The sequence below is a fragment of the Paenibacillus sp. FSL K6-1230 genome, assembly GCF_038002385.1.
In the GTDB taxonomy this organism is placed as follows: domain Bacteria; phylum Bacillota; class Bacilli; order Paenibacillales; family Paenibacillaceae; genus Paenibacillus; species Paenibacillus massiliensis.
Genome location: NZ_JBBOCK010000001.1, coordinates 3,747,358 through 3,772,601 on the forward strand (window position 1 = coordinate 3,747,358; position 25,244 = coordinate 3,772,601).

Genomic DNA, 25,244 nt, shown 5'->3' on the forward strand with positions numbered 1-25,244 from the left:
ACTAGGTCGTGAATCCTTTCTTACCAGCCATCACAGTAATCAGCATGGCAATCAACATCAACACAATGGTTGCTCCAGGAGCCAAGTTCCATATGCCTGCAATCAATAGCCCTACTACAACAGCAATCTCGGCGAAAATGACGGACAGGACCACCGATGCCTTAAAGCTGCGGGCAATAAGAAGACTGATTGCCACAGGCACCGTCAGCAACGCCGATACCAGCAATGCCCCTACAATCTTGATGGCTGTGCTAATGACAAGTGCAGTCATTACGGTAATGAGCAAATTCAGTATCTTGACCGGAAGACCACTAACAGCCGCCGCATCCTCTTCAAAGCTCAGGAGGAACAGCTCCTTACGCAGCAGGAAGACGACAGTTACCACAATGACCGTAACAGCACCGACCACATAGACATCGCTCGTATTCAGCGTGTAAATGCTACCGAACAGATAGCTCATGACATCCGTATTGTAGCCCATCCCCAAAGTGAAGAACAGCGAGGCTAGGGCCACACCGCCTGACATAATGATCGCTATCGACAGCTCTGCATACGTCTTATAGGCCTTGCGGAGCTTCTCAATGGCGAAGGCCGCAAGCACCGCGAAGATGAGTCCCATGATTAATGGGAACTTGTCTAGCAGAAATCCAAGTGCTACCCCGGCAATCGTGACATGCGCCAGCGTATCCCCGATCATGGATAATCTGCGCAGAACAAGAAATAGACCGATCAGCGGGGCTGTAATGCCGATGAGAAGCCCTCCGATCAATGCTCTTTGAAAAAAATCACTCCATAAAATGTCCACTGCAACGACTCCTCTAATAAATGAACCGGATCTGGTAGGTCAAATCAGCGAGTGCTGCAAATCAGTCTCCCTGCAATCCAGTGCTTCATGTGAATGTTTGACATAGAATCCAATTTTGCCATTCCTGGCTGCAGGCTGATCCCCAAGGTACCCCTGCATACGCTCCATATCATGCGATACCATCAGGAAGGTCATTTCATGGTGGGCATGCATATGCTTGATTAGTTCAAAGAAATCATCCTGCGTCTCCGCATCAATTCCTACGGTCGGCTCATCCAGAATAAGCAGCTCAGGTCTGTTAATCAGAGCCCGGGCAAGAAACACACGCTGCTGCTGGCCTCCAGATAGCTGACCTATACGCTTGCTCGCCAGATCCTGGACACGCATCGTCTCCAGTGCATCATCACACTGACGCTGCTGCTTGCTGCCCACACGCCGAAACATGCTCTTGTTGTTGTACAGTCCAGAGAGCACCACTTCACGGACCGTCGCAGGGAACAAGGGATTAAAAGCGTTCTTCTGCGGCACATAGCCGATGCGCTCCCAATCCTTGAACTTCTGGACAGACTCGCCGAAGAGTCGAATCTCTCCTTGAGTCACGGGCAGCAAGCCTACGATCATGCGCAGCAGTGTTGTTTTCCCCGCACCATTCGAGCCGATGATACCTACAAAATCACGCTCACGGACCCCATAACTGAGCCCGGAAATGACCTGCTGGTCCCGATAAGAAAAGGATACGTCCTTTAGCAGCAAAATATGATCGTGACAATCTACTGCGCTATAAGCCATGACAACTCCTCCATCTTGATTCCGCTTTTCGCTTTTATTGTAATGCAGTGACCAGATTATTCAAGTTGTTCTGCATAAGAGTAAAATAATTATCACCATTCGCCGCTTGCTCTTTGGTCAATCCTTCCACAGGATTCAGCACCATTGTCTCTACACCAGCTTCACTCGCCAAGGTCTGGGCAAGACGATCCGAGACCAGCTCCTCGAAGAAAATATACTTGATGCCTTCGTCCTTGACCAACTGTGCCAGACGTACAAGATCCTGTCCACGCGGCTCCGCCTCTGGTGACAGTCCCATGATCGAATGCTGTACCAAGCCATAATCACGGCAGAGATAGCCGAACGCCTGATGAGACACGACAATCTCATGCTTTGGCAAAGAAGAAAGCTTCTGCTCAAATTCTACATCCAGCGCTACCAGCTTTTCCTTCAAGCCCTCGTAACGTTGCTCATACTCTACTTTATGCTCTGGATCAGCTGCAATCAGTTCGTTTTTGATATTCTCGGCCATAATCAGTGCAGATTTGGGACTTACCCACGTATGAGGGTCTACATCATGTGTTCCATCATGCTCATGTGCTTCCTGTTCGGAGCTACTTGCTGTGCCTTCAGACGTCTCGTGGGCATCATGCTCGTGCCCATGCTCATCCTCGTGCGCTTCACTTACAGAATGCTGATCTCCAGCTTGTCCAGCAGCCCCGTGATTATGTCCATCATCTTCGTCCGTATGAATGAGCTCAATGCCTCGACTCACTTCCACGGCCTTGACCTGGGAGCTCTTGTCGATGCCTTGCAGGAAATTAGGCACCCAGCCTTCAAGCCCTGCACCATTATACAGGAACAGCTGTGCCTTGGACGTATTCATAATGTCCTGACTCTTCGGAGTCCAGTCATGCGGCTCGACGCCTGTAGGGAGCAGATTGATTACATTCGTGTCCTCTCCGCCGATTTCCTTCGCAAATTCATAGATCGGATAGAAGCTAGTGACTACATTTACCTTTCCCTCCTGAATAGCACCTTGAGTCTGGCTACCACAACCAGCGATCAACAGGAATGAAAGTGCTGCTAGCGCAACCCAAGCTACTCTATATGCTGCAGCCTTGCGCCGCCAAAGCTTCAGTATGCCATTCTTGTTATGTGATTGCCGATGTTTCTGTAGTTTCTGTTCTTTCAATTGTTGCCGTTGTTGCTGTACTTGTATTTCGTTATTCATGAACGCTCTCCCGCCTAAATCGTAATGGTTACTATTCGGATTATAGAAAACCACTCCGTCGCTGTCAACCTATAATCCTTGATACCACCATATCAAGCGATCATTAATCTGCAGCGCAGCCCAGCCTCTCGGCTAGTCCATGCGAGTAAGGAGAGCATTGAGCATTGAGCATTGAGCATTGAGCATTGAGTATCGTTCTCTAGAAGTAGAGTTCTTTTGAGTATAGAGCTGTTTTGAGTATAGATTTTTTTCGAGTAATAGAGTTGTTTCGAGTATAGAGCTGTTTCGAGCAGGGAGCCTGCCAGTCAGGTAGTACGCGCCTCTGTTCTAAGACACAATCAAAGTAAGACCGACAAGGAATTATGATTCCCTGCCGGTCTTCTATATGTGAACATATGCTTGATGCTACTTGATTTACTTGACAATCGCACCATTCGGCATCGACTCTGGTACCGTCGCGAGGGTCAGCTGATCTCCGTGAGAAGCAGCGAGAATCATCCCCTGAGACAGCTCTCCGCGCAGCTTCACAGGCTTCAGATTAGTTACACAGATAACCTTCCGTCCGACCATATCCTCCGGTGTGTAGAACTTCGCAATGCCTGAGACAACCTGACGTTGCTCATACCCGAGGTCCAACTGCAGCTTCAACAGCTTATCAGCCTTCTTCACTGGCTCACACGCGATAACCTGAGCTACACGCAGCTCCACCTTTCCGAAATCCTCAATGCCGATCTCTTCCTTCACCTCTGGAGCTTCTACAGCAGCAGCGCCTGCCGCTGAATCCGTCTTGGCTGGTGTCGTATCTGCAGCAGTTGCCACGGCACCGCCACTCATTGCCTCCACGATATAAGCTACCTCCTCAGTAGCGTCCAGACGCGGGAAGATCGGATCTCCCTTATGCAATTGCGTTCCTTCTGGAATCTGGCCAAAGGTCTTGCCACTGTCCCAAGCCGTCAGCTCTCCTTCTGTAATGCCGAGCTGCTCCCAGATCTTGCGTGGGGCCCGAGTCAGGAATGGCTGCAGCAGAATAGAGGCGATTCGCAGGCTCTCGACCAGATGAAGCATAACCGAAGCGAGCTCTCTGCGCTTGCTCTCATCCTTGGCAAGAGTCCATGGCTGTGTCTCATCAATATATTTGTTACTGCGACTGATGAATTGGCCGATCGCCGTCAACGCCACGGAGAATTCCATATTCTCGAGCGCTTCCTCCACCTTCTGATAAGTTACGACCGACAGGTCCTCCAGCGCCTGATCAAAAGGAGTCACCTGCGGCTCATAAGCCGGAACGCGTCCTTCGAAGTATTTATCGACCATGGCTACTGTGCGGTTCAACAGATTACCCAGGTCATTGGCCAAATCCGAATTTACACGCTCTACGAAGCTCTCTGGTGTGAATGTGCCATCCGCTCCAAAAGGAACCTCACGCAGCAGATAGTAACGAAGTGAATCCAGACCATAGCGGTTAATCAAGGTCACAGGGTCAACTACGTTGCCCTTGGACTTGGACATCTTACCATCCTTCATCAGCAGCCAGCCGTGAGCGAACACCTTCTTCGGCAGCGGCAGATCCAGTGCCATCAGCATGATCGGCCAATAGATCGTATGGAAGCGCACAATCTCCTTACCTACAATGTGCACGTTAGCTGGCCAGAACTTATCATAGAGCTCTGTATTCGAGGAGCCATATCCCAGTGCAGTGATATAGTTGGACAAGGCATCAATCCATACGTAGACTACGTGCTTCGGATCATTCTTGACCTTCACTCCCCAGTCAAAGGTCGTCCGGGATACCGCCAGATCCTCCAGTCCAGGCTTGATGAAGTTGTTAATCATTTCTTTCTTGCGCGACTCCGGTTGGATGAATCCTGGGTTGTCTTCATAGAATTGCAGCAGTCGATCTGCATACTTACTCATCCGGAAAAAGTAACATTCCTCTTTCACCAGCTCCACAGGATGACCGCTATCCGGGCTCTTCCCGCCAATGACATTCCCGGCATCATCCTTCACGACATCAACTAGCTGTGTCTCCGTGTAATAGGTCTCATCCGGAATGCTGTACCAGCCCTCATATTCACCCTTGTAGATATCTCCCTGCTGTAGCAGTCGATCAAAGATATCCTGAACTACCGTCTTGTGACGCTCCTCGGTGGTCCGGATGAAATCATCATTAGAGATGTCCAGTGTATGCCACAGCTCCTGAATTCCTGCTACGATGCCGTCTACGAACTGCTGCGGCGTCTTGCCAGCAGCCTCGGCCTTCTGTTCAATCTTCTGTCCGTGCTCATCTGTACCCGTCAAATACCGCACATCATAGCCCCGCAGTCTCTTGTAGCGGGCCATTGCGTCACCAGCCACCGTTGTATACGCATGACCAATATGCAGCTTGTCACTTGGGTAATAGATTGGGGTTGTAATATAAAATGTCTTGTTATCCGCCATTTCAATTCCTCCTGGCATAATATTTGCGCTTCATGCAGAGCAATCAGCTAGGTTCCATGCTTATGGGCCACAAAAAAGACCCCCGCCCATTATAAGGGACGAGAGTCATCTCACGTGTTACCACCCAAATTCCCCGCTGCTTCACAGCCAGCAGGCTCCATCGGTTATTCAACCGTCCATTAACGCTGGATCACGCCAACCTCTTACCTCAGCTTTGCTGAAGCTCGAAAGCGGTTCCTCCGGGACCATATTCAGGAATCTAACCAGACCGGTTCGCAGCTAATTCCGGCTCTCTGTGCTGGCAGGGTTCTCCTTACTCATCCGTTCACAGGATTATGTTATGCATCTTGTTCACCATCATTCTTTGTTAACCATCATTCACCATTCTATACCAAAATATAACGAAAATCCAATCATCATGTCAAGGATAACGATCATGTATCAGACAGTTCGCCTTGCCCAGCCATTGTCTCGATGCGAGGGGGGACAGGATCGAACCCACCAGGATGAAATGGATGGCATTTCCCAATGCGCTTCAGAGCGAGCCAGCTTCCTTTGGCAGGGCCATGCACCTCTACCGCCTCAAGCGCATAGGCAGAGCAGGTTGGATAGAAGCGGCAGGTCGGTGGCTTGAGTGGGGATATCGCTTTTCTATAAAAGTGAATCGGAGCCTGAACCAATCTGCGGCCCATATTATGCCTCTTAGCAGACGGGCTGGCACTCATAGGATTAGCATCCTGTGGATGCGAAGTAGCGCGTTCCTGATTCGAATCGAGCTTATGACCTTCTCCTGCGGAGCGTGCGCTGTTCACCCTATTCCCTCCATCTGTTGTCTTTATTTCACCTATCATTCTCTCCATTATAGCACGAACAACTACTCTGCAAGAAATGGACAACGATGAAACGTCCTCCAAGGTATAACTCAAAAAAACAGCCCCTTCTGAGAGCCACCGACATTACGCCGATGGACCCACATCGAGAGCTGCTTCCTCATTAGGGTTGACTTTTAACGGTAAAGTTATTGCAATCGGACAGCCTCATCGGCTCAAATCCTACTAGTGCTTGCGCTCAGGCAAAGGCATAATCAAGAGATTGACAGGCAGATTGCTGCCTGCTGCCGCTGTAAAGTAGATCTCAACGGCCTCTTCAATCACACCCGTCCGATACAGCACAGTATTCTCGTGCGGCGCCTCGACAGCTCCGTTCGTAGGCAATCCGGTGATCTGATTGTTCACCATGGCGAACCCGGAATATTGTCCACCACGCGGGTTGAACGTGATTAGAGAGTATGGAGCTACTCGATCGAGCTTGATTTTGTATACTACACCAAAGTTACCGGCATTGGACGTAGCTGAGCCATCCATACCATCATAACCGCTCAGATTCGGGTCCAGATTGTTATCACCAATAGCGATACGCTGCTCGGTAGTACCCACTACATCTGTGTACTCATAAGTGCGATCTGCACTCATGTAGGTACCACGGTTATGAATTCCATCCTTCGCCAGCATCGGCAAATAATTCAGAGCTTCAATCGGATCAGCAGACTCCTCTACTACAACTACTCTGTACTGGATCGGTTGATCCGTGTAGAGGTCAGACAGCAAGGAGATAACTTGGTCCGGCTTGATCGGCAATGCATTCAGATCCTGCAGGATGATGTGGCTCTCACCTGGATTCAGCACCAGACTGGAGCGTTTGTTGCCTGTCTGCATGGATTCGAAGTATTTGCGGATGGACACTTTTCCTGCCGCTGTAGCGAACGGGCTTGGTCCTGCAAAGCCGGAATTCTCGATATTCATGTAAGCTGGCACGATGTTGTTATTCGTCGCAATCACATACATTTTGACATTGCGGCCTGTCTCGTTCACATGATGCACCAGAATACGCTGGCTACCTACTCCTACCTCTTGATATACAACACCATCCTGGAACACACGCTCCGGACTATTCGCACGAATCAGCATCCGTGGCTGCGAGGTAGACGTCAATGGAACTGAACTCATCATAGGAACTTCACTACCGTTAAAGGTATATTTGTCGCCATAAGGTGTGAAGAATTTGTTGAAGTCATCTTCGTTATACAGCTCTTCATCTGTAATGGTAATTGAGGTCTCATAAGTACCTGTAAGACCATGCTTGTCTGTAACCGTCAAAGTAATGGTAACCTCACCCGGCTCGAAGAAAGCCAGCTTGTTGTTCTTCCATTCACGCTTGGTAATGGCGTTCTCATCATCCGTACTGAGGTCAGTGATGGTGATTTTCTCCCCCATCTTATATTCCTTCTTGTCGGTGGTGAACATGGCTACAGGCGGCTGATTCGGCGGCTTGACCGTGATGGTCACAGAGTAAGGCTCACTCCATTGACCAGCTGCATCCTGCACAGCATATGTAACGACGTAAGTTCCTGGCTCCTGAAATACGTCTTGACGTCCTTCCCAGCGCTCATTGATAATCGCATAACCTCGCGGAGAGGAGGATTGTGTTGTATAAGCCACTTGTGTCTGCTCAGCATAAATCTCCGAAGGCGTAACCTTGAAGGATGCTGTAGGAAGTGCAATCAGGTTCAACGTAACGGTCTTGTTCACAGCATCAACCGTATACGGAATATTCAATGCTTGTGTAATCGAGGTCAGAGGAACCATAAAGACATTATCCTGTTGGAAAGAAGGGCCCTTCATCGTCTTTTGAACTCCATTAACCGTGTATACATTGCTATCTGTCTTGAAGCGAAGCTCGTCACTGCCTTGGCGAATGACGGTTTCTTTCGTTGCTGCATCATAATAGAATTGCAGACCGACGCGGTCTACCAACGAGCGGATAGCCACATAGGATACTCCATCCTTGACCATCATTGGCTTGGTAGCCGTATATTCAATGCCATCCTGCACGATGCGAGCGCTATTCATATAAAGAATCAAGTTCTGCGGTGCGCCAACAGTTCCGGTCGTTCCTGGAGTGTACACTTGATCCGTAACATCGGTACCAGGTACAGAGGTCTGATTATCAGTATCTACAGGTGGAGTGACAGGAGTCGTAGCATCTGTCTGCTCTACAGCATCTACTGCGGAATCTGCAGGCTGTTCTGCCTGATCTTCATTGGTATTCTGATTATCACTTGTTACAGAGTCGCTGATATCAGCAGTCTGCTCGAGACTGGATTCGGTGACTTGTGCTTCTTGCGCTCCCGCCGGGAGTACCGCAGCTACCTGCGCTAACACCAGAACTGTGAGCATCGTCCATTTCTTGAGATTCATTATTTGTCTCCTTCTAATTGCAGTTTCTAGTCTTTCCCGTAAAAAGTCATACTATTAGACGCCCCGTTGTTCGAAAAGTTGCTCCGCTAGCATACAAAATTAGTTAAAGAACACAATTTTAATTACTTGAGTTCACATAACTCAACATTTGTAACACCATCGTAAAATGAATAAGAGCTCAACAAAACAGATTTTGCCGTCTATAAAGTCTGAAATCACAAGAAAAAACGCCGTAAACCCTACTACGGCGCTTGTTACACATTCATGATATACATATGGATATATACGAAATTGTTGAGGTGAAGACAGCGGATTCCTAAGTGTTGATTTACATATATAATCGTTACTTAGATCAAAATTACATATATCAAAGTTACATATAAGATGAAGCGATTTGTGCAGAAGTCTCAGCTCTGCCCTCCTCAATCAGGCGATAAGCACGCTGTACTTCCTCTTCTGTAGGTGATGGGACACCTTCGAGTGGATATTCCTTACCAAGCATCTCCCATTTATACACACCCATTTGGTGATACGGCAGAATCTCGAATTTCTCAACCCCTTGCAGAGTTCCGATGAAGCGCCCCAGATTGCGGAGATCATCTTCATCATCATGAATACCTGGTACGAATACGTGTCTGATCCACATCTTACGTCCTTGATCCGATAGCCAGCGTGCAGTCTCCAGCATGCGCTCGTTCGATTTTCCCGTCAGCTTAATGTGCTTCTCATTGTCGATATGCTTGAGATCAAGCATCACCAGGTCCGTCACTTCGAGCAGCTCATGAATTCGATCCGCATCATTGAAGCCGTTGGTATCCAGTGTGGTATGCAAATTCCAGCGTTCCTTCACAGCTCTGAACAGCTCTGCGACGAATTTGGCCTGCAGGGTCGGTTCCCCACCCGAGACGGTGAGACCACCGCCAGACGAGCGATAGTAGCTCAGGTAAGGCTCAATCTCGGCCAGGACCTCCTCCAGTTCCATTGGGTTTCCTTCGTTCAGTGCCCACGTATCCGGGTTGTGACAATATTGGCATTTCAGCAAGCATCCCTGCATGAAGAGCACGAAGCGGATGCCGGGACCGTCTACGGTCCCGAAGGTTTCTAGTGAGTGAATGTGTCCTTTTAACATGTTGCATCTCCCTTTCTGCATCCGCTTCTGCTTCAGTTCATGTAGGTGTTACATCGATCCGTGGAATGTACGGTTGATCACGTCAAGCTGCTGTTCGCGAGTCAGCTTGATGAAGTTCACCGCGTAGCCCGATACACGAATCGTCAGCTGCGGATAATTTTCCGGATGCTCCATAGCATCCATGAGTTGTTCACGGGCAAATACGTTGACATTCAGGTGATGCGCATTGCTTCCAAAGTAACCGTCCATCATAGATACCAGGTTGTTCTTGCGGATTTCCTCTTCCTTGCCCAGTGCTTTTGGCACGATGGAGAAGGTATTGGAGATACCGTCCAGGCTGTGCTCATATGGCAGCTTCGCTACAGAGCTCAGGGATGCCAACGCACCTTTCTTGTCACGACCATGCATTGGGTTCGCACCAGGTGCGAATGGTTCACCTGCTTTACGACCATCAGGTGTAGTACCAGTCTTCTTGCCATATACCACGTTGGAGGTAATGGTCAATACCGATTGGGTAGGTAATGCATTACGGTATGCTTTATGCTTGCGGATCATGCTCATGAAGGACTCAACAAGCTCTACTGCAATGCTGTCGACGCGATCGTCGTTGTTACCATAGCAAGGGAACTCGCCTTCAATCTCGAAGTCCACTGCGATGCCTTTTTCATTGCGAATCGGTTTTACTTTAGCGAATTTGATAGCGCTCAGGGAGTCAGCGGCTACCGACAGACCTGCGATACCACATGCCATCGTACGCAGAATATCACGGTCGTGCAGCGCCATCTCAATGCGCTCGTAGCTGTACTTGTCGTGCATGTAGTGAATGACGTTCAATGTATTCATGTACAATTTGGCCAGCCATTCCATCATTGGCTTGAAGCGTTTCATAACCTCTTGGTAGTCCAGCACTTCGCCAGTGATTGCAGGGAATTCAGGACCTACCTGAGCACCGGATTTCTCATCCACACCGCCATTGATTGCATACAACAGGGCTTTAGCCAGGTTAGCACGAGCTCCGAAGAATTGCATTTGCTTACCAATCTTCATAGCGGATACGCAGCAAGCGATACCGTAGTCGTCACCATAGATCGGACGCATCAGATCATCATTTTCATATTGAATGGAGCTAGTCTCGATGGATACTTTAGCACAGTATTTCTTGAAGGCTTCAGGCAGCTTCTCGGACCACAGTACAGTGAGGTTCGGCTCAGGTGCAGGTCCCAGATTGTACAGGGTATGCAGGAAGCGGAAGCTGTTCTTCGTTACTCGAGTCTCACCAGTGACGGACATGCCGCCGATGGATTCAGTTACCCACGTTGGGTCACCACTGAACAACTCGTTATAGTCAGGTGTACGCAGGAATTTCACAATACGGAGCTTCATGACGAAATGGTCAACCAGCTCTTGTGCTTGTTCCTCAGTCAGTACACCTTCTGCCAGATCACGCTGAGTGTAGATATCCAAGAAAGAGGATACGCGTCCCAGCGACATTGCTGCACCGTTCTGCTCCTTGATGGCAGCCAGGTAACCGAAGTACACCCATTGGAAAGCTTCCTTGGCGTTCAAGGCTGGCTTGGAGATATCAAGACCATGCTCTGCTGCCATTTGCTTCAATTCATTCAGTGCACGGATTTGCTCGGAGATTTCTTCACGCAGACGGATAACATCCTCTTCCATCGCGTCAACTTCAAGACTCTTCAATTGTCCTTTTTTGTCTTGAACCAAGAAGTCTGTTCCATATAGTGCTACCCGGCGATAGTCACCGATAATCCGGCCACGGCCATAAGCATCTGGAAGACCTGTGATGATCCCAGCCTTACGGGCTGCTCTCATTTCATCTGTATAGGCATCAAATACACCCTGGTTATGAGTTTTGCGAATATGGGTGAATATGTCAACAATGTTTTGTGGTACTTCAAATCCATAAGCTTTACATGCATCGATCATCATCCGAATGCCGCCGAATGGTTGCAGGGAACGCTTGAATGGTGCGTCTGTCTGTACACCGACGATTTGTTCCTTGGCTTGATCAATGTATCCTGGTTTGTGGGAAGTAATGGTAGATGGAGTGTTCACATCCACATCCAGTACGCCGCCGTTAGCCAGTTCCTTCTTCGTCAGATCGGAGATAATATCCCACAAAGCTGTAGTATTTGATGTAGGTCCCACAAGGAATTTCTCATCTTCATGATATGGTGTAATGTTCAGTTCGATAAAGTCATTTACATTGACTTCTCTGGACCATTTACCATTTTTGAAACCGCGCCATCCCGATTGTTGCTCTTGTAATGTTTTCTCAATCACCGACATGTGAATCCCTCCGTTTAGTTGTCTGTTATGACTTCGGGCTTTGAAGGTGTGATACCCGTTGTCAACGATCCCGCCTTCATGTGCCTGTTTTCACATTCCTGGGAAGGTGAATACATGGTTCAATCAGCAACCTTAGTGTGTTCGGTGGGATCTGTCTTACAACTTCATTGTAGATTAATGATACAGTTGAGTATGTGATAAAAATCACAAATATTAAAAATTCCTCCCTTCACTTACGTAACAAGCTCAGCTCCCCTTTGCAGGAGAGCTGAGCCATCTGGTAATGGCTGTATATAACAGCATTACCCTTGTATTATTTATTGAAACGTCCGTAGAAGGCATTCCGGTATACATCCGCTAGTTCCGATACAAGTGGAAGCTTCGGATTCGCTGTTGTACATTGATCCTCAAATGCACGGTCAGCCAGATAATCCACACGGGATTCGAAGTCCTTGGCATCGAAGCCAAGCTGCTGGAACGACTCCTCGATTCCAAGCGTCTTGTTCAATTTGCGGATCGCATCAATCAGGCTATCTACGCCTTCCTCTGTCGTGCGTGCAGGCAGTCCCAGAATGCGAGCGATCTCTGCATAACGCTCATCCGCTACGAAGCTTGAATATTTCGGGAAGGAAGCGAACTTGGTCGGCTTCTTCGCGTTGTAGCGGATGACGTGCGGCATCAGGATTGCGTTGGTACGTCCATGCGCAGTGTGATATTGACCGCCCCATTTGTGCGCCAAGCTATGGTTAATACCCAGGAAAGCATTGGCGAACGCCATACCTGCCAGTGTGGAAGCATTGTGCATCTTCTCTCTAGCGAGCTTGTCGCCAGTCAGAGCGGATTGCTCCAGGTATTGGAACACCAGTTGGATCGCTTTGATTGCCAGACCATCGGTGTAGTCGCTTGCCATGACAGACACATAAGCCTCAATCGCATGTGTCAGAACGTCCATACCTGTATCAGCAACAGCTGTCTTCGGCAGAGAGTATACGAATACCGGATCAATGATCGCTACATCTGGAGTCAGCTCATAGTCTGCGAGCGGATACTTGGTGTTGCCCTGCTCCTTGTCAGTGATGACCGCGAACGATGTTACCTCCGAACCTGTTCCCGATGTTGTAGGGATTGCTACGAACTTGGCTTTTTGGCCCAGACGCGGATATTTGTAGATCCGTTTGCGGATATCCATGAATTTTTGCTTCAGGTTATGGAAGTCAGTATCTGGATATTCATAGAATAGCCACATGCCCTTCGCGGCATCCATTGGCGAACCGCCACCGAGTGCGATGATACAGTCAGGCTGGAAGCGATTCATCATATCTGTTCCACGCTTCACAGTCGTTGTCGATGGATCTGGCTCTACTTCAGAGAACACTTCGATAGCTACAGGCGTCTGACGCTGGCGCAGATAATGAGTCACTCTGTCTACATAGCCGAGTTTGACCATCATAGGGTCTGTTACGATCGCTACCCGAGTGATGTCAGGCATTTTAGCGAGATATTGCGTCGAATTCTTCTCGAAATAGATTTTGTCAGGAATCTTGAACCATTGCATATTCACGGTACGTTTAGCCACCCTTTTCACATTGATCAGATTGACAGCCGATACGTTCGACGAGGTCGAGTTACGTCCGTAGGAGCCGCAGCCCAAAGTCAGGGATGGTAGATTCGTGTTGTAAATGTCGCCGATTGCGCCATGCGTGGAAGGCGAGTTGACGATGATCCGGCCCGTCTGCAGGCGGTTCGCGAACTTCTGAATGACTTCATCATTGTTCGAGTGGATCGCCGAGGAGTGTCCCATACCTCCGAATTCAACAACTTGAGCAGCGCGTTCGATGCCCTGCTCTGCATTTTTGACACGGTAGCAAGCCAGTACAGGACTTAATTTCTCAGCGGACAGCGGGAATTTGGTGCCAACACCCTCCAGCTCAGCTACGAGAATCTTCGTTCCCTCTGGAACAGTGATCCCGCACAGCTCTGCGATTTTCATAGCCGATTGCCCTACGATCGCAGGGTTCACTGCACATTTCTCCACGTTCATAGCTCCGCCAGTGAGCTTCGCAGCTTCTTCTTTATTTACGAAATAGCAGCCGTTCGCTATCATTAATTGTTTTACTTGATCATAGATGGGTTCTTCGATAATGACAGCCTGCTCGGAAGCACAGATCATACCGTTGTCGAAGGACTTCGACAGAATCAGATCAGTTACGGCCTGCTTGATATCTGCTGTCTTCTCAATAAAGCAAGGTACGTTACCTGGACCTACGCCAAGTGCTGGCTTACCGCAGCTATATGCTGCCTTAACCATCCCGGAGCCACCGGTTGCCAGTATCAGTGCAACGTCAGGGTGATTCATGAGGGAGTTCGTTTTGTCCATGGAAGGTGCTTCAATCCATTGAATGCAATCGGCAGGAGCTCCATGCTTCACTGCTGCCTCAAGCAGGATACGGGCTGCTTCCTTGCTACATTCCTGAGCGGATGGATGAAAGCCGAAGATAATCGGATTCCGTGTCTTGATGGAGATGAGCGCCTTGAACATGGTTGTGGATGTCGGATTCGTAACTGGCGTAATCCCCATGATGATGCCGACTGGCTCAGCAATTTTCTGGAAGCTATCAAAATCATTATCTTCAATGACACCTACTGTCTTGTCATACTTGATGTTGTGATAGATGTATTCTGTAGCGAACATGTTCTTCGTGATCTTGTCTTCATAGACCCCGCGGCCAGTCTCTTCCACAGCCAGCTTAGCCAGATACATGTGCTTATCCAGTCCCGCAAGAGCCATTGCCTGAATGATCTTGTCGATCTGCTCCTGATCCATTTCCATGAATGCTTGCTGTGCCTTGTTCGCACGATCAATCAGTTTTTGGATGTACTGCTCTGCCGTTGGTTCTGCTGCCTTCGTGACTTCATTTTTTACAGCCATGTTCCTCATCCTCCATGTTTATAGTAGTTGCTCTCTCTTCTACGCACTGATCGTAACACAGGAAGTTATCTTATTATGTGATTTTTTTCACAATCTAATTCAATTTTGATCTTTTTTAGTGAAATGGTTCACAAAGTTTGAAAATTCGCCACTTTTCACGCCAGTTCTTCCCACCCAAGTTGAACTAAAGGGTATATAATTAATTTGAAATACTGAAGTTGCAGATACATGATTTTAATTCTGCATTTCATTACAAAGGGGAAATGGAACATGAGCAACCCTAACTTACAGACATTGAACAAAGGCAATACTGGATGTATATCGGATGTGAATATGAATCGACTGCTGTCCGTGATGAAAGATCGAACAGTTCCTGAGGGCTCTCATTTATTCTGGGAAGGCGATACCTCAGATAAATTGTTCTATATTAAACGAGGACGTGTGAAGATCACTAAGACTACCGATGAAGGCAAAGAGCTGATACTGTACATGCATCAGGATGGGGATCTGATCGGTCAGGCTGACCCGTTCTTTGGCACCAAGCATACCTTCTCCGCCGAAGTGCTGGAGGATAGTGAGGTAGGCGTACTGGATCATACCGATTTGGAGCTATTAATCTGCCAGCACTGTGATTTTGCTATTGATTTCATGAAATGGATGGGCTCCCATCACCGCATCACTCAGACCAAATTCCGTGATCTCATGCTCTACGGTAAGCCAGGAGCCCTGTGCTCAACTTTAATCCGTCTTTACAACACATATGGTGAGCCTCATGGCGATCATGTCATTATTAATAAGAAGATTACCCATACGGACTTATCTAATATGATTGGGGCTACGCGGGAAAGCGTGAACCGGATGCTGAGCGATCTGCGCAAGAAAGATGCCGTGGAATACGAAGGTGGCATGATTGTGATCAAGGACCTGGAGCATCTTCAGGGCATTTGCCACTGTGAGCTCTGCCCGAAAGAGATCTGCCGAATCTGATTCAGTCTCATGCTATGATTATGGATACTTGCACTCGTATACGCTACATCCCTTGAAATTAGATCCCTTCTGGCGATTTGATCCATAGCTTAGAGAAATCTAGGTAGCCGAAATTCGTAGTATTCAAGCCCTGCAGCCCTTGATAATAAAGGGCTTTTTTGCTTAGGTGGCAGCCGTACAGCAGCCAGTTATGCTCCTGTATTCGCCCTTCCACCTGATACAGCAGGTCATGCCGCTGGGCCTCAGGATATTGTGAGTACCCCTCCAGTATTTTCTCGATCGTCTGAATACGTGCATCGTCCAATAAGTGATGCAGAGAATTGAATTGGGTTTTGAAAAAATTGATAAGTCCCCATTCCCAGTCCTCCTCTAGCATTTCTTCAGCCAATACGAGGTCAGCCTGCCCCAGCAAAAATGCGAAATCTATCGTCTCGAAGGGAACCAGTGTCAGGCAAATACCGATCTGTTCACAGCGCTGGCGCAGCCACTCGGCCTCCTCAATGGATTCTTTCTCCAGCATTTTATAAGCCAGACGAAGCTCTTCCCCCGCATATCCACTTTCCTGAAGCAGCCTTCTGGCATCCTCCAGCTTATTGGGCCAGCCATTTTCCGAATTCATAGCGAGACTCCTCCACGGCAAGAAGCTGAAGGCTGGAGACAAGCGGCTCCCCCCTAATTCCTGCATTTGCAGTACAGGGTCATACACGCAGCGAATGGCCTCACGAACGCTTGCTCTATGCTGCGGCCCCTCCCTCCTGAAGTTGAAGACCAGATACCTGCACCCACCCGATTGGTATTCAAAAGAAAGCTCACTTGACTGCTTCACCTCCGCCAAACTTCCAGTTCCATCGTGCGTCACATCCCGGTCTGCCAGCTGATATCTCCGATCCTGGACAGCTACATCAGGCAGGAACCAGATGTTAACTTCATCAAGCAGCGGTCTGTACCCGAAATAGGAATCGTAGGCGGTGAGCCTGAGTGCCGTGTTCGTAAGACTCGTAATGCAAAAGGGTCCTGTTCCAATCAAGCTTACCTGGGGGTCCGAGCCCAGAGGCAGTATGCTCATCGTGAAGCTTGCAGCACAATGCAAAAGCATTCGATTGGGCGAGGCAAAGATCAGACTCAGGCAATGGCCCCCATGGATCTCCACACGTTCAAGCTGTTCTAATTGCCAGGTTCCAGAGCCATAGCTCGCTTGCAATCGTTCCACGGTATACTTTACGTCTTCAGCCGTGAAGGATTTACCGTTATGAAATTGGACTCCCTTGCGCAAATAGAAGGTCCAACGCGTGTAATCATCATTATGTTCCCAGAGATGAGCGAGCTTGGGCTGAAAACGCATGCTATTCGCATCATAACTGATCAGTGTACTGCATATTTGCTCCAGCAAATAGGCTTCGAAAGCCGTGTAGACTAATGCCGGGTCCAACGGCTCCAGTCTGCGATATCGGGACATCTGGAGTACATCGGCTCCACCTGATGCGGTCATCTGACGGGTCATGCCCATCTCAGCATGGAAAGCAAGCCATAGTTGCTCTCTACGACCATCATCCAGCTCAGATCTGCCTATCAGATCAATCGCCGCCTTAATATTTCCCTGCTTGAGCTTGGTGTGAAATGCATCGGTAATGACCTCATTGGGGGTGCGAAGTAGCTGAAGGCGCGATATATGTCCCCTTCCACGCCCTGGTGTCCAGTGAATGTAACGCATATCCTCTAAGCGGCGAAGGATGATCTTCACGTTGCGAGACGAACAATTCAATAATTCGCTGAGCTGATCAATCGTGACAGGTATGGCTGGATGGCGTTGCTCATCTGACATTCTGGGTCCCCCCAGTGTGTGTGCCAATTTGATAAAATGTGCCTCGTAAGGATCCATCTGTCCACCCTTTCGCCAGGAATAAAAGGTGAAATGATTAATCTCATGTTTACACTTTTATTGCCCTCTTTTCTCGTTACAATTATATACATTATTAAGCAGAAGGAGAAGCCTTACGTCATGTCACATCCATTGCGTCACATTCATCCATTGGCCTGGACTATCATTATCGGCACCATCTTCGGCAGACTTGTTACATCCATGAGCATCCCTTTTCTATCCATCTACTTGATTCAGGTGCTTGGCACCTCCGCTACAGAGGCCGGATTTACGGTTGCTGTCAGTGCACTCGCAGGGGTATTGGTAAGCTTTCATGGCGGCTACGTCTCAGATCGAATCGGACGAAAAAAAGTCATGCTCATCTCCGTATTCGTCTGGGCATGCGTGTTCTTTGGCTTCGCTGCAGCAGAGCATCTGTGGGTCTTCTTTGTTATGAATACCTTGAATGGCTTGTGCCGTTCGGTGTTCGAACCCGCTTCACGTGCATTGCTGGCAGATGTCACGCCCAAGGACAAGAAGCTGCTCGTATTCAACCTGCGATATTTTGCTATTAATCTAGGTGTTGTGTTCGGTCCGCTCCTTGGCGTGGCACTAGGCTCCGCACAGTCCACATTTCCCTTTATGATCGCTGGATTGATCTATATTGTGTATGGTGTGGTCATCTTTATCCAATTCAGATCCCATGCGGTTCCTGTGGCTGCAGCTGAGACTGGCAGCTCTCCGAGCATTCGCGAAGCATTACGCACGACTAGCCGTGACAAAGTGTTCTTGCCGATTCTAATCGGCACGGTCTTCTGCGTGCTTGGCTACGGTCATTTCAGCTCAACCTTGGCGCAATATCTCGCTACCAGTCCGTTGTTCGAGGACGGCACCCGCCTCTTCTCCTACATGCTGACGCTCAATGCGATTACCGTCCTTGTCGTTCAGTATCCAGTGGTCAAGGCAGCGAGTAAATTCCCGCCTGTTATTCCCCTAATCCTGGGTAATCTTTGCGTAGCCGCCAGTCTGCTCGTCTTCGGTACGGCAAGCGGGTTAATGATGCTGATGCTTGGTGTCGTCTTGTTTACCGTTGGTGAGGTGCTCATGTTCACGATGATGGACGTACTAATAGACCGCATCGCACAGCCGGAATGGCGCGGCACCTATTTTGGCACTATTGGCTTCAACAATATAGGCAACGTGTTGGCCCCGATACTGGGAGGTCTCCTGCTTGATGAAGTCGGAGTACATAACGGCCTACTTATCTTCGCCCCACTTGCATTGACGACAGCTCTGGGACTGCCCCTGCTGCTCATAGCCCACCGACGCTTGGCTAGGCGGGAACACGCAGCTGCCTCATAAGTGAAGTTTGTTTACAGTGCAGCTATAAGAATTTAAGATCGAGGATTAGCTTACGTAAAAACTAAAGGTGTCCCAGTCAGCCATTCTACGGCTCTTGGGACACCTCTTTACATCCACCTCCATGATATGAGATCGGTTCATTACTTCGTTGGTTCATGTCGAAGCGGTGAGCAAGACATATTTAACTCGAACTTGCTACTGACTAGCGCATGGATACCATCCCTATTTTGCCATCAAGAGATAGACCAAGAGTGATGACTTCCCCCCGGATCTGGACAATATCATGGACATGCTCCAGACTCCAGCCTTGATCCTCAGCAAAGCTTTGCCATTCCTTCAATCCCCATGTAGCAACTATCCCCGGATGCACTACCTTCTGTCGATTACCATGCAGATCAATATCCATTGCGATCACATGCCCATGCTCTACCATCACTGTAACGTTACCGTATGTATAATGGACCATCGTCGATTTTTTACTTACTTTTGCAGCGGGCAATTCAGGCTCCCCCAGACTGCTCACTACGACAGCCTCGGGCTGTCCCACCTGCAAGGCATGGATGCTGTTAAGTCGTATGACATCCATGAGCTCTACTTCGAATGATGGTGTCCATTCATGATTCATCTCACTAATTCCCCCGCTTCATATATTTGAGCTAGTCCAGTACTGGAAGTACTGGATCATGTCTATGTCCATACTTCCCACCGTAAAAGAGACCTTCACACAGCATATCTGCTGAATAATCGGAATACAATGGGGTAATACTATAACATTGTGAAAATATGACTTTTCCAATATTCTCGACAAATAGGTACTAAGATCCATGTGCAATTAGTTTAATTCAATACAAATAGTTCTTAAGTCTAAATAACTAGTGGATATAGTCAATAAGTCATAGTATTATATATCCATAGACTCAAATCCGACATGACAAAGGAATGATTATTATGGAGTTACAGACAATGAACTGTCCTGAATGTGGTTCCATATTTCGTAGAAATCCTCGCAACCTCTGCCAGAACTGCAGCTCGGATAAGGACCGCAAGCTTGATTTCTGCACCGATTATTTATGGAAGCATCCGCAGGCGACGACAGAGGAACTAAGCAACGCCGCCGGGATCGAATATGCACAGGTTGCTCATTGGGTCAAGACACGCAAATTTTCTTATACATACGCTAATCTGACCTATCCTTGTGAATCCTGCCGTCATCCGATCGGTGAGGGACGACTTTGCCACAATTGCCATCAATCAATCACAGAGACTGTGCAGCAGATGGCTAGACGACTGCCTAGGCGCCATACCTTCTCCATCGCCCAGCAAGCACGCTATTAGCTATAGCACCTCTGATCGTGTATTAGAGAAATCCACCTAGATGACTGAACGTTATCATTTCCTATAGTATGGCTCGCAAAAAAGCCAGATCCTCCAGCTTACATCGCTGCAGAGATCTGGCTTTTATAGTTCACATACTCTTTACATACTTTTCATATACTCTTCTAGCCCATCTTGAGGCTTTGTCCGAGCATGATTTCAGGTTGAATGATCTGAGGAACGTAATCGTTAGCGGAAATCAGTCCTACACTCGCATTTCATCTGCTCAAGGTACTAAGAACGAGACTTGCCAAGTTTGCTATAGGAGGAAATATAGCTATAGGCCATACCCACAAAGACAGCCCCACCTACGATATTCCCCAAGGTAACGGGAATCATGTTGTGCAGCCAGCCTGCCAATGTAATGGTCTCGGGATGGTTAGGCAGCACCCAGGCTACAGTCAGCAAAGTCATATTCGCAACACTATGCTCATAGCCGCTCGCGATAAAGGCAAACAGACACCACCAGATGAGTACCAGCCGGGCCGCCTCACTCTTCGCACGAGAAGACATCCACAAGGCAAGACACACAAGCCAGTTACACAAAATACCGCGGAAGAACAAATCCGTGTATGGCAGACTCATTTTTTTGGCAGCAGCAGCAAAGATCAGATGATCTTGGGGAATTCCCCGAAATAGTCCGGTCCCAGCAATCAGATAGGACAGTAGCACAGCACCTGCCAGGTTACCAATAAAAACAAGTCCCCAGTTCTTCAATGTATCCGTCACCGTCGTGCGTTTGGCAATCGTACTCACCGTGAGGAACATATTATTGCCCGTGAACAGCTCTGAGCCAGCAAATACAACCAAGGTGAGAGCAATTCCGAAGGATGCCCCCATAATCAGTGGCTGAAACGGGGACTTTATGGCAGCCAGTGGAGCCCCCAGAGAAAAGATTAAGATGATTCCCAAGCCTACATAGGCGCCAGCAAGCAGCGCAGCGACCATATACCTGGGCCAGCTTTCGTTCATTCTTTTGACTTTATTTACTGCGGCTTCTACCATCGTCTCCACGTCGGGTGCAAACATGGGACACACCTCCTAAGTTACGCTTCCAATGCTAGTCTACGGCCTGCTAGGCCAAAATCATGATCTGATCCTGCTCCAGTCTGACCGGAAAGGTGCGAACCTGTCCCTGATCGGGTGCCTGCACCTGACCATCCTCCAGATTAATCTTCCAATCATAGAGCGGATCATAGAGATAGTGCCCTGAGACGATGCCTTCGGCCAATGGGCCACCTTTCGGATGAGGATTACGGTTCTCCACTGCGTAGATCTGTCCGTCGGATGTACGGAATACAGCAATCTCTACATCTTTCAGTTGGATTACACGTCCGATCATAGGAAAGAACTCCTCCTGACGTCCTACCGCGCAGTACTCTGTTGTGGTTTTCAAGGTCCTTCGCCTCCTGTATTAATGTACTATTGTGACTCACTGCTATGCGAAGCTCTCAGAAGCTGCAAATCAGCATGAGAGCTTCGTATAAGCAATCAGTAAATTAGTTAATAGTTTATAGTTAAAATTAGTTAGTTAACCAGATCGCGATCTCGTGTACGAGCTATTACATCACTGGTTCTTTTTTCTCGAAAAGCACTTCACGTTTCTCTGGATTGTTCAGGATCTTCTTCCATGGGTCCTCTACCTGTGCCAGCGCGAATTCGATTCGCTCAACCAGTGCCTTGCGGTTCTCCAGATCTTCCACGGTATGAGCTCGAATGTCTTCAATGCCAATACGCTCCACCCACTCCGAAGTCCGCTCCAGGTAATTCCCTGTCTCACGGTAATACTGCATAACTGCCGCACAGATATCAATCAGTTCCTGATCTGTCTTCACCTTGCAGAGCGAGTCTGCCAAGCGAGCCTTGATACCGCCATTACCACCCACGAATATTTCCCAGCCACCGTCGTTACCGACGATACCGATATCCTTGGTGCAGGATTCTGCGCAGTTTCGCGGGCATCCGTTGACAGCGTATTTGAACTTCGCTGGGAGATCGAGCCGCTCAAACTTGCGTTCGAGAAGGGCTCCCATCGCCATTGAATCCTGGGTACCGAAGCGGCAAAATTGCGAGCCGACACAGGTCTTGACTGTACGAAGCGATTTGGCATACGCATAGCCGGAAGGCATATCCAGCTCTTCCCATACCTTCGGCAGATCCTCTTTCTTCACGCCGATCAAATCCAAACGTTGACCGCCAGTCACCTTAACTACCTTCACATCATATTTAAGTGATACATCGGCAATTTTCTTCAAATCTTCTGGTGTTGTGACCCCACCGTACATTCTTGGTACGACAGTATAGGTTCCGTCTTTCTGAATATTGGCACTCATACGTTCGTTTACGAAACGCGACTCTGCTTCATCTTCGTGGGTATCTGGATTAATCATGCCGAGGTAGTAGTTAAGCGCCGGTCTACACTTCGAGCATCCTTCAGGCTGGGACCAGCCCAGTACATTCATGACCTCACGCGATGTAGTCAGCCCTTTGGCCTTAATCTCAGCTACAATCTCATCGCGGCTCAATGATGTACAGCTACAGATGCCTTGCTTGGCAGCACTTTCGAAGCCATCACCAAGCACATATTGCAGGATTTGCTCCACCATCGGCTTACAGCCACCACATGAACGGGTAGCTCCTGTACAAGCCTTGATTTCATCTACTGTAGTCAGTCCTTGGTCTGTAATAGCCTCTACGATTGCCAGCTTGGTCACACCGTTACAACCGCACACAATCTCATCATCAGGCATGGTAGCTACCGAAGCCGAAGCTGCTTTGTGTCCAGCGCATCCGGTTCCCATAATGGAGCCGTAGATCTCATCATTCATCTCTGTTCCTTGACGCACGAGCTTCTGCAGATTAGCCGACTCCGTCACGTCCCCGAACAATACCGCTCCGACAATTACATTATTGCGCAGCAACACTTTTTTGTAGGTACGTTTCCATTCATCCTTCGCAGTAATTACGGTATGCTCTGGGGTATCCAGGAACTCACCTGCTGAGAAGACGTCCACCCCGGAAATCTTCAGCTTCGTGGATACGACAGATCCTTCATAGGCTTGAGTCTCTGCACCACACAAATGCTTCGCCAACACTGCACCTTGCTCAAAGAGCGGTGCTACCAGACCGTAGCATACACCACGGTGCTCTGTGCATTCGCCTACCGCGTACACATCTGGGAGAGAGGTTCTCATGTAGTCATCCACGACGATCCCGCGATTCACGTTCATTCCACTTGCTACAGCTACGTCTGTATTCGGCTTGATCCCTACGGCCATGACAACCAGATCGGCCTCAAGCTCACTATTGTCACTGAAGCGCAGTCCTGTCACCCGTTCGTCACCAGTCAGTTCTACAGTCTGTTTACCCATTGCAAATTTGATACCCTGACGCTCAAGCTCTGCCTTCAGCATCAAGGAAGCAGCAGGGTCCAGCTGACGCTCCATCAGATCTTCCATCAGATGCACAACGGTCACGTCCATGCCCAGGTTTACAAGCCCCTTCGCCGCTTCCAGACCAAGCAATCCACCACCGATTACCGCTGCCTTGCGATAGGTCCCTGCTGCCTCAATCATTTGTCTACAGTCAGCCACGTCACGGAAGCCAATGACGCCTTCACGCTCGATCCCCGGAATCGGGAGCATGAATGGCTTCGAGCCGGTTGCGATAATCACTTTGTCATAGGCCAGTGTCTGACCCTTGTCTGTAGAGATGGTCTTGGCTTCGGCATCAATCTTCACTACGGTAGTATCCGTGTGAAGCTGGATACCGTTATCCTTGTACCAGTCCCAGTCGTTCAGAATGATATCCTCAACCGTCTTGCTTCCTTCCAATACGTAAGACAACATGATCCGGTTATAGTTAGGGTACGGCTCGCTACCGAACACGTGCAGGTCATATTCACCGCCCAGCTTGATGATCTGTTCTAATGTACCCACTCCAGCCATCCCGTTCCCAATCAGTACCAGTTGCTCTCGTCTCTTGCTCATACTGTAGCCCTCCTTAGCAATGCCCAGCCTGTCTGCTGCTCTCTCTTATGGACTGACAATGCCTGATATCTTATAGTTCAATTTTAAAATAGATAAAATTTTAACTTTGTGATTTTGGTCACAAATATTGTACTTTTTTTCACTTCAATTTTTTGTGAAAAATGTCGCATTTTTCATGAGTTGCTCGAACTGTTCAGTTCCGCTGAGAACGTATAAATTCTATGATCTTAACAAAAAAAAGAAGGCCCCCCATTTTGAACTCAGGTTACCTTCTTTTATGCTACCTACAACTTGTCATTCTTCATTTACTTTACTTGTCTACTGTACCCAATCCTCAGCCCATGATTGAATCTGATCCATAACTGGACGCAGTGCCTGGCCTTTAGGCGTAAGCTCATATTCGATACGAACCGGAGTCTCTGGGTATACATGTCTGATGAGGATCCCTTCGCTCTCGAGGTCCTTCATCCGCTCCGATAGCATCTTGTCACTCATGCTGGGAATTTGATTCGATATATCCTTGAACCGCTTAGGCCCATCCATTAGCGTCCGAATGATCAGACCATTCCAGCGCTTCCCCAAGAATGAGAAGGCTGTCTCAAAGCGGGGACACAAATGGGTTGGATGATTGTCCATAATTTTATTCACCTCTTTGACAGGTCTGTTGTTAACTTTCAATTAGTTAGTATATTTCAGTTTAGCATATTTTCATCAAATTGAAAATGACCTGGTCCCAATTAATTGTAGGACATTGCTGTAGGGCATGAAAATAACGAAAGACAGGCGATTCCCGGAGTCGCCTG

General features: G+C 48.5%; 18 protein-coding genes and 1 other annotated feature. Of the genes, 3 read left to right on the forward strand and 15 right to left on the reverse strand.

Features of this window, described 5'->3' with window-relative positions; genetic code table 11:
* Position 1 precedes the first annotated feature (1 nt).
* From MKX74_RS16555 to adhE, 9 genes are all read right to left on the reverse strand, one after another.
* Positions 2-805 carry a metal ABC transporter permease gene (locus tag MKX74_RS16555; protein ID WP_028588967.1) on the reverse strand — a complete coding sequence of 268 codons (804 nt, stop codon included), beginning with the start codon at positions 803-805 and terminating at the stop codon, positions 2-4.
* A 39-nt stretch (positions 806-844) separates the two neighbouring features.
* Positions 845-1,594 (reverse strand): metal ABC transporter ATP-binding protein, encoded by a 750-nt coding sequence (locus MKX74_RS16560; protein WP_341179163.1) that lies wholly within the window; start codon positions 1,592-1,594, stop codon positions 845-847.
* A gap of 34 nt (positions 1,595-1,628) precedes the next feature.
* Positions 1,629-2,807, reverse strand: a complete 1,179-nt coding sequence (locus tag MKX74_RS16565) for a metal ABC transporter solute-binding protein, Zn/Mn family (RefSeq protein ID WP_341179164.1) — start codon at positions 2,805-2,807, stop codon at positions 1,629-1,631.
* A gap of 414 nt (positions 2,808-3,221) precedes the next feature.
* A complete protein-coding gene (metG, locus tag MKX74_RS16570; RefSeq protein ID WP_341179165.1) occupies positions 3,222-5,246 on the reverse strand; it encodes a methionine--tRNA ligase in 2,025 nt (674 codons plus the stop codon).
* A gap of 91 nt (positions 5,247-5,337) precedes the next feature.
* Positions 5,338-5,584, reverse strand: a binding site (T-box leader).
* Positions 5,585-5,680: 96 nt separating this feature from the next.
* Positions 5,681-5,938 carry a membrane protein insertion efficiency factor YidD gene (gene yidD, locus MKX74_RS16575; RefSeq protein WP_025680601.1) on the reverse strand — a complete coding sequence of 86 codons (258 nt, stop codon included), beginning with the start codon at positions 5,936-5,938 and terminating at the stop codon, positions 5,681-5,683.
* A 363-nt stretch (positions 5,939-6,301) separates the two neighbouring features.
* Positions 6,302-8,503, reverse strand: coding sequence for a copper amine oxidase N-terminal domain-containing protein (locus tag MKX74_RS16580; RefSeq protein ID WP_341179166.1), 2,202 nt, complete (start codon positions 8,501-8,503; stop codon positions 6,302-6,304).
* Between the two features lie 373 nt (positions 8,504-8,876).
* Complete coding sequence (pflA, locus tag MKX74_RS16585) at positions 8,877-9,632, reverse strand: pyruvate formate-lyase-activating protein (RefSeq protein ID WP_025680599.1); 756 nt, start codon at positions 9,630-9,632, stop codon at positions 8,877-8,879.
* Positions 9,633-9,680: 48 nt separating this feature from the next.
* Complete coding sequence (pflB, locus tag MKX74_RS16590) at positions 9,681-11,942, reverse strand: formate C-acetyltransferase (RefSeq protein WP_018886416.1); 2,262 nt, start codon at positions 11,940-11,942, stop codon at positions 9,681-9,683.
* Positions 11,943-12,255: 313 nt separating this feature from the next.
* Positions 12,256-14,871, reverse strand: coding sequence for a bifunctional acetaldehyde-CoA/alcohol dehydrogenase (gene adhE, locus MKX74_RS16595; RefSeq protein WP_018886417.1), 2,616 nt, complete (start codon positions 14,869-14,871; stop codon positions 12,256-12,258).
* Positions 14,872-15,141: 270 nt separating this feature from the next.
* On the opposite strand from adhE, the gene MKX74_RS16600 reads away from it, so the two are divergent.
* Entirely contained in the window at positions 15,142-15,858 is a 717-nt protein-coding gene (locus MKX74_RS16600; RefSeq protein WP_341179167.1) for a Crp/Fnr family transcriptional regulator, read from the forward strand.
* Between the two features lie 58 nt (positions 15,859-15,916).
* Here MKX74_RS16600 and MKX74_RS16605 read toward each other — a convergent pair whose 3' ends face one another.
* The gene (locus tag MKX74_RS16605) at positions 15,917-17,680 is read right to left on the reverse strand and encodes an ABC transporter substrate-binding protein (RefSeq protein WP_341179168.1); all 1,764 of its coding nucleotides are present in this window, start codon (positions 17,678-17,680) and stop codon (positions 15,917-15,919) included.
* A 177-nt stretch (positions 17,681-17,857) separates the two neighbouring features.
* Between MKX74_RS16605 and MKX74_RS16610 the strand changes: the two genes are divergently transcribed.
* Entirely contained in the window at positions 17,858-19,078 is a 1,221-nt protein-coding gene (locus MKX74_RS16610; protein WP_341179169.1) for an MDR family MFS transporter, read from the forward strand.
* A 202-nt stretch (positions 19,079-19,280) separates the two neighbouring features.
* Here MKX74_RS16610 and MKX74_RS16615 read toward each other — a convergent pair whose 3' ends face one another.
* On the reverse strand, positions 19,281-19,703 hold the full coding sequence (locus MKX74_RS16615) for a hypothetical protein (protein WP_025680595.1): 423 nt from the start codon (positions 19,701-19,703) through the stop codon (positions 19,281-19,283).
* 323 nt (positions 19,704-20,026) lie between these two features.
* Here MKX74_RS16615 and MKX74_RS16620 point away from each other — a divergent pair, with 323 nt between their 5' ends.
* Positions 20,027-20,413, forward strand: coding sequence for a hypothetical protein (locus tag MKX74_RS16620; protein ID WP_028588955.1), 387 nt, complete (start codon positions 20,027-20,029; stop codon positions 20,411-20,413).
* Between the two features lie 273 nt (positions 20,414-20,686).
* On the opposite strand, the gene MKX74_RS16625 is transcribed toward MKX74_RS16620, so the two are convergent.
* The 4 genes from MKX74_RS16625 to MKX74_RS16640 all read right to left on the reverse strand — a co-directional run bounded on the left by MKX74_RS16625 (position 20,687) and on the right by MKX74_RS16640 (position 25,077).
* On the reverse strand, positions 20,687-21,481 hold the full coding sequence (locus MKX74_RS16625) for a formate/nitrite transporter family protein (RefSeq protein WP_018886422.1): 795 nt from the start codon (positions 21,479-21,481) through the stop codon (positions 20,687-20,689).
* A gap of 46 nt (positions 21,482-21,527) precedes the next feature.
* Entirely contained in the window at positions 21,528-21,848 is a 321-nt protein-coding gene (gene nirD, locus MKX74_RS16630) for a nitrite reductase small subunit NirD (RefSeq protein ID WP_018886423.1), read from the reverse strand.
* A gap of 166 nt (positions 21,849-22,014) precedes the next feature.
* On the reverse strand, positions 22,015-24,441 hold the full coding sequence (gene nirB / locus MKX74_RS16635; RefSeq protein WP_341179170.1) for a nitrite reductase large subunit NirB: 2,427 nt from the start codon (positions 24,439-24,441) through the stop codon (positions 22,015-22,017).
* A 318-nt stretch (positions 24,442-24,759) separates the two neighbouring features.
* Positions 24,760-25,077 carry a winged helix-turn-helix transcriptional regulator gene (locus tag MKX74_RS16640; RefSeq protein ID WP_018887586.1) on the reverse strand — a complete coding sequence of 106 codons (318 nt, stop codon included), beginning with the start codon at positions 25,075-25,077 and terminating at the stop codon, positions 24,760-24,762.
* Positions 25,078-25,244: the final 167 nt, after the last annotated feature.